The sequence below is a fragment of the Alcanivorax sp. HI0044 genome, from assembly GCF_001634945.1.
In genome coordinates, this window is sequence record NZ_LWEZ01000424.1 from 1 (window position 1) to 6,881 (window position 6,881).

At 58.7% G+C, this 6,881-nt stretch carries 8 protein-coding genes; 4 read left to right on the forward strand and 4 right to left on the reverse strand.

Annotated features, from left to right (window positions below; translation table 11 throughout):
* Positions 1 to 377: 377 nt before the first annotated feature.
* Positions 378 to 899, reverse strand: coding sequence for a 2-amino-4-hydroxy-6-hydroxymethyldihydropteridine diphosphokinase (folK, locus tag A3730_RS05105; protein WP_063519279.1), 522 nt, complete (start codon positions 897 to 899; stop codon positions 378 to 380).
* The gene (gene folB / locus A3730_RS05110; protein WP_063519278.1) at positions 892 to 1,254 is read right to left on the reverse strand and encodes a dihydroneopterin aldolase; all 363 of its coding nucleotides are present in this window, start codon (positions 1,252 to 1,254) and stop codon (positions 892 to 894) included. Before folB ends, folK begins: the two co-directional genes overlap by 8 nt.
* A 160-nt stretch (positions 1,255 to 1,414) precedes the next feature.
* Here folB and plsY point away from each other — a divergent pair, with 160 nt between their 5' ends.
* Positions 1,415 to 2,029, forward strand: a complete 615-nt coding sequence (gene plsY, locus A3730_RS05115; protein WP_082872264.1) for a glycerol-3-phosphate 1-O-acyltransferase PlsY — start codon at positions 1,415 to 1,417, stop codon at positions 2,027 to 2,029.
* A gap of 162 nt (positions 2,030 to 2,191) precedes the next feature.
* Here plsY and tsaD read toward each other — a convergent pair whose 3' ends face one another.
* The gene (gene tsaD / locus A3730_RS05120; RefSeq protein ID WP_063519277.1) at positions 2,192 to 3,217 is read right to left on the reverse strand and encodes a tRNA (adenosine(37)-N6)-threonylcarbamoyltransferase complex transferase subunit TsaD; all 1,026 of its coding nucleotides are present in this window, start codon (positions 3,215 to 3,217) and stop codon (positions 2,192 to 2,194) included.
* A gap of 158 nt (positions 3,218 to 3,375) precedes the next feature.
* Here tsaD and rpsU point away from each other — a divergent pair, with 158 nt between their 5' ends.
* Both rpsU and A3730_RS05130 read left to right on the forward strand, forming a co-directional pair.
* Positions 3,376 to 3,591 (forward strand): 30S ribosomal protein S21, encoded by a 216-nt coding sequence (gene rpsU / locus A3730_RS05125; RefSeq protein ID WP_007148705.1) that lies wholly within the window; start codon positions 3,376 to 3,378, stop codon positions 3,589 to 3,591.
* Positions 3,592 to 3,613: 22 nt separating this feature from the next.
* Entirely contained in the window at positions 3,614 to 4,060 is a 447-nt protein-coding gene (locus tag A3730_RS05130; RefSeq protein WP_063519276.1) for a GatB/YqeY domain-containing protein, read from the forward strand.
* 155 nt (positions 4,061 to 4,215) lie between these two features.
* Here A3730_RS05130 and A3730_RS05135 read toward each other — a convergent pair whose 3' ends face one another.
* The gene (locus A3730_RS05135; RefSeq protein ID WP_156496916.1) at positions 4,216 to 5,253 is read right to left on the reverse strand and encodes a hypothetical protein; all 1,038 of its coding nucleotides are present in this window, start codon (positions 5,251 to 5,253) and stop codon (positions 4,216 to 4,218) included.
* 366 nt (positions 5,254 to 5,619) lie between these two features.
* Here A3730_RS05135 and dnaG point away from each other — a divergent pair.
* Positions 5,620 to 6,881, forward strand: a 1,262-nt coding sequence (dnaG, locus tag A3730_RS05140; RefSeq protein ID WP_063537638.1) for a DNA primase, incomplete at its 3' end; no start/stop codon positions are given.

Here is a 6,881-nt window from a genome sequence, read left to right on the forward strand (position 1 = left end):
TTGCGTACTCAGTCTTTCAGGCTGGTTCGCAATCTAGGCGTGCTTTTGAAGGTGTATGTCCATCCATCGAAAAAGCGCAACAACGAGTGCGGGCCAGCCTGAATGACCCGAAGGGCGTGGCCTGAAGCGCACATCTGCTGCGCCTTGCCTCTCGGAAAGGGAACCACCCTGACCATCAAGACAAGACGAAACAGCTGCACGCTTCAGGCCACGCTGAGCATGCAAGGAGTTTTTCAGAGGTTCCTTAAGAGAGACGCAACACGCTTCACGCCACACGCTGCAACGCAAACCAGGGAACCCCGGTAAAACGCTCTGCACCGCTTCCCACAGGGGTGCAGGGACTCATTGGGAGAGAAGACGGCATATAAAAACCGCCGTTACTTATCCTCGAACGGCACCACCCACAAATCCTGCCCACTGAAATCTGCTGCTTTCAGCAATGCCTGATAAGACGTTTGGGTTTCCGGGTGCAGCGCATCCGGGGCCAGATCCACCAGCGGCTTCAACACAAAAGCATGTTTGAGAATTTCGTCGCGGGGCAGCTGGACGCCATCCACCTCACCCACGCGATCGTCGTAGGTAAGAATGTCGATATCCAGGGTTCGACTGGCAAACTTCTTCTCGCCCCGCACCCGACCATGGTCCTTCTCGATGCCTTTCAGGCAGGCAGTCAGCTCACCAACACTCAATGTCGTTTGCAGCCCTACCACCAGGTTATAAAAAGCATCGCCGTCGAACCCCACCGCTTCGCTTTCGTACACCGGGCTGATCGCCAATGGCGCGAACACCCGGGCAAGGGCATTCAGTCCGGAGCGAATATTGTGCTCACGATCGATATTGGAGCCCAGGCTGAGAAATACCTGAGCCTGAGACGCTTCACTCTTCAGCCCTTCACCCATCGGGACGCTCACCCCGCTCAATAATCACGCCTACATCCCGGGCCCCACGCAGAGCGCCCGGCTTGCTGAGCCGCAACTTCAGCCACGGCACCTGGAACTCGTTGAGCACCAGCTGTGCCACATTCTCAGCCAGAGTCTCAACCAGCTGAAACTCACTGCTTTCGATAAAGGCGATCAACCGCTTGCCAATAGACTTGTAATCCAGGGCGTCATCAATATGGTCCGACGCCGCGCCTTTACGGATATCCGCCGCCATTTCCAGATCCAGGCTCACGGTCTGGCGAATACGGCGCTCCCAGTCGAAAATGCCGATCACGGTATCCACTTTCAAATCATTGATATAAACAATATCCATACTCGATCTCTTGGCGTGGCATTCATTGGCGACAGCACCCTGGCGAATGAATCCCATTTCAGGTAATCAGATGTTACGCTTGCAGCGCAGGCAATAACGTCGTGCTGTGTACAATGTCACCCCGTGTATTACACAGCGATGCGAAGGGAGATTATAGCCGGTGCAAGCAGGGACATTACAGGAAGTCTGGTTCTGGTTACTGCCATTGTGCGTGGCCGGCTATCTGATGGGCTCCATTTCCAGTGCCATCCTGGTTTGCCGGCTGTTCGGCTACCCGGACCCGCGCACGGAGGGCTCCAATAACCCCGGGGCCACCAATGTGCTGCGCATCGGCGGCAAACCCGCCGCCGCCCTCACACTACTCGGCGACGTACTCAAAGGGGTGATCCCCGTAGTGCTGGCCCGCTATCTGGATATGGGCCCCTTTGTCGCGGCAATGGTCGGTGCTTTCGCCTTCCTGGGCCACCTGTATCCGGTATTCTTTCACTTTCAGGGCGGTAAAGGCGTGGCCACGGCTTTTGGGTTGCTGTTCGCCCTGCACTGGCCCAGTGGGCTGGTTGCCGGTAGCACCTGGCTGCTGGTCTTTGCGCTTAACCGTATCTCCTCCATCGCCTCACTCAGTGCCTTTGTGGTAGCGCCAGCTTGTATTTTCGCCTGGCTGCCCCAGGCCTTCTGGCCCATGCTGGCCCTGTCTCTGGTGATGATTGCCCGGCACCGCAGCAACCTGCAGAAAATCCTGCGCGGGGAAGAACTGGGGTTCAGGAAGAAAGACTGAGCCGCAGTGTAAAGTTGAAAGTTCAAAGTTGAAAAGCGCGTCAACGCGCCTCGGGTTTTGACAGGCATTGCCCGCGACATTACCCTCATCGCGGGCAGAGCATGGCAAAGCAGGACAGCCTAATCCGCGTTTAAACTTTGAACTTTAAACTTTCAACTGGGTTTACAGCCCCGCCAGCTCAGTTAGCGGCCACCTTGGGCGCACTTTGATCGGCAACTCCGCAGACTCACCCGCCTGCAAACGCAACGCCCCGGCAAAGGCAATCATGGCGCCGTTGTCGGTGCAGTATTGCGGCGCCGGGTAAAACAGTTCCACACCACGCTTGGCCATCTGCTCACCCAGCTTTGCCCGCAGGGAACGGTTGGCACTCACGCCACCCGCCATCACTAACCGTTTGTGTCCGGTCTGTTCCACCGCCCGGCGGCATTTGATCACCAGGGTATCCACCGCCGCTTCCTCGAAGGCGCGGGCAATATCGGCCCGATCCTGCTCGCTCAAGGCCTCTTTGCCACCCAGATCGTTAATGGTGTTCAGGGTGAACGTCTTCAGGCCGGAAAAGCTCATATCCAGCCCCGGGCGATCCGTCATCGGGCGGGGAAAACGAAACCGCCCTGCCGCGCCCTGCTGGGCCAGCCCAGCAATGCGCGGCCCACCCGGATACCCCAGGCCCATCATTTTGGCGGCCTTGTCAAACGCTTCACCGGCAGCATCATCCACCGATTCCCCCAGAATGGCATAATTCCCCAGCCCCTGGGCATCCAGCAGCAGGGTATGCCCGCCACTGACCAGCAGCGCCACAAACGGAAACGCCGGCGCATTGGGTTCCAGCAACGGCGCCAACAGGTGCCCCTCCATGTGATGCACCGCCACCGCAGGCAGATCCCAGCCGAACGCCAGTGAACGGGCCACGCCGGCGCCCACCAGCAAAGCGCCAGCCAAGCCCGGACCAGCGGTATAGGCGATACCATCCAGCTGCTCGGGGTGGGTACCAGCCTGCTCCATCACATCACGCACCAGCGGCAGAGCCCGCTGCACATGGTCACGGCTGGCCAGCTCTGGCACCACCCCGCCATAACGGGCATGCATCTCCACCTGACTATAGAGCGCCTGCCCCAGCAGGCCCTGTTCGGTGTCATAGATGGCCACGCCGGTCTCGTCGCAGCTTGATTCAATACCCAATACGCGCATGGTGCTCAACCCTGTGAAATTGCGGCGCCATGATAGCGCCAGACGTCCGGATTTGCATTTATTCACCACTCAGGTAGAATCCCCGCCTCGCCGCACCCCGGGACCACCTGAGCCCGCGGCGAACCCATAAACTCTAATTTCTAGGAAGGTGATTCTTCATGCCTCAGGTGAAGGTGAAAGAAGGCGAACCGTTTGATGTGGCCCTGCGCCGTTTCAAGCGTGGCTGTGAAAAAGCGGGTATTCTCTCTGAAGTGCGTCGTCGCGAGCAGTACGAGAAGCCCACACAAGAGCGTAAGCGCAAGCGTGCCGCAGCCGTCAAGCGTCACCTTAAAAAACTGCAGCGTGAGCAACTGGCACGCAAACGTTTGTACTAAGGTATAAAGGTATAAACGTCTGATGAGTGCGCTCAAAGAGCAGCTCACTGCAGCCATGAAAGACGCCATGCGTGCCAAAGAAAAGGCGCGTCTTGGCGTTTTTCGTATGGCGCTGGCAGCGATCAAGCAAATCGAAGTGGACGAGCGCATCGAGCCCGATGATGCCCGTGTACTGGCGTTGCTCGACAAGCTGATCAAGCAGCGCAAGGATTCAGCCACACAATACCGTGAGGCGGACCGCCCTGAACTGGCGGAAACCGAAGAAGCGGAAATCGTGATACTCCAGGAATTCCTCCCCACCCAGCTCACCGATGCCGAAATCGATTCCCTTATCGATGACGCCATGGCGCAAACCGGTGCGTCCGGTATGCAGGATATGGGCAAGGTGATGGGCATTCTCAAGCCGCAATTGCAGGGTCGTGCCGACATGGGCGCCGCCAGTGGCAAGGTTCGCGCCAAACTGGGCTGAACCAGACTCCAGCAATAACACTCAAGCCTCCCCCTTATTCGTCTATTGACGACGAACACTGTTTCCCTGCGTCTACGATACGCACAAACACCGCAGCCTACCTGGATGCACCGTGGTCGGCTTAGACCGAAGGCCGTAAGCCGACAAGCAGCGATTTAACGGTAACCGCCAGCAAAGACCAGCTCCGCCACTCCCGCAGCGACCCCGTCAGGCTGCTGGGCGTCCACAAACTCGGCGGTAATCGCCGCCTGGGTGTCCATGTCTACGGTATCGGTGATGGTCGCCGGGTTGCCGGCCTGGTCCACGGTGCTGGCGGTGAGCGTCAGCGTGCCGTCGTCGAAGACATCCAGGTCCACATCGGGAATCGACCAGTGACCGCTGGCATCCAGCGTAGTGGTAAAGACCAGATCCCCATGGCCGGCGCCACTGACGGTCACCTCCACGTCGGCACCGGCCTGCACATCGGCAAAGGTGCCGCTGAGGGTGTTGTCCACCGCTTCCACCGCGTTGACCACATCATCAGTGCCAGTGGCGGCTTCCACATCCACACCACTGGCCAGCGTATCCTTGATGCTGTCGTCGGTGCCGGTAACCCGGTTGCCGTAAGGATCCTGGTAAGTGGCCACCGCGGTGAGCGGGCCTTCTGCCAGTGAACTCAGGTCTGCACCGGGCACTGAGAAGCGGCCATCCTGCACCACGGCCGTAAAGGTGACAGAGCCGCCCTGGGCATCCAGAACAATCACATCCACCACGGTGTCATCAAGAATATCGGTGGTAGTACCCACCAGATCCACCGCATCCTGCTCGAAACGGTTTACATAACCGTCGCCGCCATCCTGAATCCGGATACTGATGCCGGCATCGTTGGGGAGCAGGTCCGGGGGTGGACCCTGCTTGGCATCACGGGAACTCTCCCCGGCATCGGCTACACCACGGGTGTCATACCCGGAAGAAGGAATTTCGCCAGCACCATCGCGGGAAACATTGGTAAAGAAGGAGGCCAGCGAGGACTGGCTTGAAGAAGACGCCGGATCAGCCTCCGGGTTACTGTCCGGAAACTCCAGCAAAGGGACATCGGGAAGAACGGCTTCTCCGGGTTCCAACGGAACCAGAGAACCATCCTCCATCAACTTCCATACGACCCCATTCAGGTTCAAATACGCCTGAACAGCCACTGCACTTCCTTCTGCCATGGCTCCCGCCCTTACTGTAGTGACGTTATTGCATTATTCGGGTCTGAATTCCGTTCTACCAGCAATGTTCGTCTTAACATCGTTCATAAATTGTTGCGCAACAACAGCAATCCGGTATCCAATCCCGCGACCCGCTAACTCTGTCACAATGGCCAACTTTCTGGTTGAATACCGTCCCTTTCTGGCAGAAACCACCCGGCCTGTCTACACTACTATTGCTTCTCTGCCGGAAGAGATTTTCTGGACCTGTTCGACGGGGCACACATCCAGCCACGCCGTTTTTTGCTATCAGTCCACTTAACCGTTGCGCGCGAACGCCTGGCCAGGACTCGGCAGGCCGATTGAGATCACTTAACAGACCCTTATATGGCACGCATTCCGGAAAACTTCACACATGACCTGTTGGCTCGCACCGACCTGGTAGAGCTGATTGATGCCCGTGTGCCGCTGAAAAAAACCGGCCGCAACTACAGCGCCTGTTGCCCCTTCCACCAGGAAAAAACGCCCTCCTTCACCGTGGCTCCAGACAAGCAGTTCTATTACTGCTTCGGTTGTGGCGCCTCCGGCAATGCGGTGGGCTTCCTGATGGAATACGAGCATCTGAGCTTTCCGGAAGCAGTCAAACAACTGGCCAGCCGCGCCGGCATGGAAGTGCCCGAATCCCGGCCGGAAACCGCCGCCGACCGGCAAAAGAAGGACCGCCTTCAATCGCTTTACGACCTGCTTAGCCGCGCCGAGAAGTTCTACGCGCAGCAGTTACGCCAGGCGCCAGAGCGGCAAAAAGCGGTTAACTACCTTAAAAATCGGGGATTGAGCGGCGAAATAGCAAAAAAATTCGCGATCGGGTTTGCACCACCCGGTTACGATAATTTGATCAACGGTCTGTCACTCACCGAAACCAGCCTGGAAACCGCCCTCACCGGCGGCTTACTGGTGCGCCGGGAGGATAACGGCCGCACCTACGACAAGTTCCGTGACCGCATCATTTTCCCGATCCGCGATAGCCGCGGGCGCACCATCGGCTTCGGCGGCCGGGTACTCGGCGACGGCAAGCCGAAATACCTGAACAGCCCGGAAACCCCGGTTTTCCATAAGGGACAGGAACTTTACGGGCTGTGGGAATGGCGCCAGAGCCGCGATCGCAGCGACCGCCTCTATGTGGTGGAAGGCTACATGGACGTGATCGCACTGACCCAACACGGCGTGCCCAACGTGGTCGCCACCCTGGGCACCGCCACCACCGAAGACCACGCCCGCAAACTGTTTCGTCAGGTCAACGAAGTGATTCTCTGTTTCGATGGCGACAAGGCCGGCGTCCGCGCCGCCTGGCGGGCGCTGGAGTCCCTGTTGCCGGCTCTGGATGACGGCAAACAAGTACGTTTCCTGTTCCTGCCAGACGGCGAAGACCCGGACACACTCGTGCGCCAGCAAGGCCCCGAGGCGTTGCGAGCACTTACTGACAAGGCCGACGCCCTGTCCACTTACCTGTTCCGGCACCTGTCCGAAGGGCTCGACCTGGACACCGTGGACGGCCGCGCCCGGCTGGCCAGGCTGGCCCTGCCGTTTCTGGACAAACCCGCCGGCCCGGTTTATCGCGCCCTGCTCACCGAAGAGCTCAGCCGCCTTAC